The sequence below is a fragment of the Acidiphilium iwatense genome (genome assembly GCF_021556475.1).
GTDB classification, from domain to species: domain Bacteria; phylum Pseudomonadota; class Alphaproteobacteria; order Acetobacterales; family Acetobacteraceae; genus Acidiphilium; species Acidiphilium iwatense.
Genome location: NZ_JAKGBZ010000128.1, coordinates 1 through 1,751 on the forward strand (window position 1 = coordinate 1; position 1,751 = coordinate 1,751).

The 1,751-nt window shown below is 59.5% G+C and carries 2 protein-coding genes; both read left to right on the top strand.

The features are described 5' to 3' along the window. Positions 1–1,290: porin (locus L2A60_RS20340; protein WP_235706281.1), on the top strand; the 1,290-nt coding region annotated here is incomplete at its 5' end. Between the two features lie 129 nt (positions 1,291–1,419). Then, positions 1,420–1,751, top strand: a 332-nt coding sequence (locus tag L2A60_RS20345; protein ID WP_235706282.1) for a hypothetical protein, incomplete at its 3' end; no start/stop codon positions are given.

The window sequence follows — 1,751 nt, forward strand, 5'->3', positions numbered from 1 at the left end:
ATGAAAAAGACGACGAAGTTTCTTGTCGGAGCGGGACTGACCACCGCCCTGCTCGCCGCATCGCAATCGAGCTACGCGCTCGGCGGCGGCGGTGAAGGCAACAACGTACCGGCGGAGACGATCAACGTTACGGGTATGGGTCCTCTGAGCGGGCAATGGACCTTCTCCGGCGGCATTGATGCGTTCGCATCGACCAACACGAACGCGACGCCGCGGCTGTTCAGCAATGAAGGCAGCCTTGGCCCGAACGCCCAATACAGTATCGGTCTCGCCGCCATCCAGATTCACAAAGGAACCGGCTGGCTGCATTTCACCTACTGGGGCGGGGCGTGGCAGACTCCGACGACAGGAATCACCAGCGACTTCGGCGCCTTCAACAGCCTGGCGCGATTCGGCTCGGGCGCGAACCCGTTTCCGCCGGGACCGACATTCAAATGGTGGTTTACCGCCCAGCCGTCAAAATACTGGAGCGTTTCGGCCGGTGAAATGGCGTCGCTGGAAGGAACCGAGATCGGGTTCGACTGGATGAATCCGACCTTCTTCGTTTCCAACCTCAACAATATGCAAGCGACACCGGGCTATGGGCCTCAGCTCAACCTGTTCTACGGGCCGGTGACCTTCAATCTGCAATACTCGGATTCCTACCATACCGCCCGCACCAACGTTCTGTCCTTCCTGCTGACCTACAACCTGAACAAATCGGGGACGGATAACTTCATCCTGTTCGGTCACACCAATCTCGGTCATACCGGCAATCCCGGCGTGCCTCACGCCGGTGTCGGGCTGGGCTTCTCCGAGTCCAACAGCTCTCTGCTCGGTGCCGGCGTGCAATGGATCGCCGGTCCCTGGACTTTCATCCCCGAGGTTCAGTACCAGTGGCTGCCCAAGAGTTCGGTAACGGCGGCAAGTGGTAATCCCCGGCCGCTCACCACCTATTTCGAAACCGCCGCGATGGTGGACGTGACGTACCAGTTCACGCCGAAATGGTCGGTCACCGCTCAGCCCCAGATCGTTTATCAGAACGGCGACAAGAACGATCCGAATCAAAATCTGTTCGGCAACTGGCTGCAGTTCGATTCGGCTCCTGGCCCCGGCACGTTCAGCCCCGGCACGACCATGACCGGCCTGCAGATTTCGCCGACATGGCAGAACAAGAACATCTTTATCCGCCCGACGGTGGATCTGACCCATCTTGCCGGGTTCGCCCCCGGCACGGGTTACGGCAAGCGTGGCAATAGCGCTAACCAATTTGTCGGCCTGGTGGAAGTTGGCGTGCTGATGGGGAAATAATGATCCGAGCTGACCGGCCTGGCCCCAAATACCGGGCCGGTTGCCGCGGGTGACGTGCCTGACGGCTCCGCGATGCGGCGAGGCCAACAGAAAAGTGTAGATACGCGTTGCAACAAACGGGAGTGAAACATGCGTTATCCAAGAAAAATCCTGGCGGGCGTCGCCCTGCTGAGCGGGCTGATGGCAGGCACGGCTTTCGCCAGCGCCTGGCACTTCAAGCTCGTCGATAAGATTCCCCTGCCCAATGCAAAAGGGCATGGCGATTTCGTCAGGTATGATCCCACGGACGGGATGATCTATGTATCGCTGCCCAATGGCGGCGTGGCCGTCGACAGCCACACGAACAAAGTAGTCCACCATTGGAAATCAATTCCGGCGCCGAACAGCCACGCCTCGGATGCCCACTACGTCTACTGGACTGCCGCTCAAGGTCCCGGAAAGACCAATCAGATCGTGGTGAT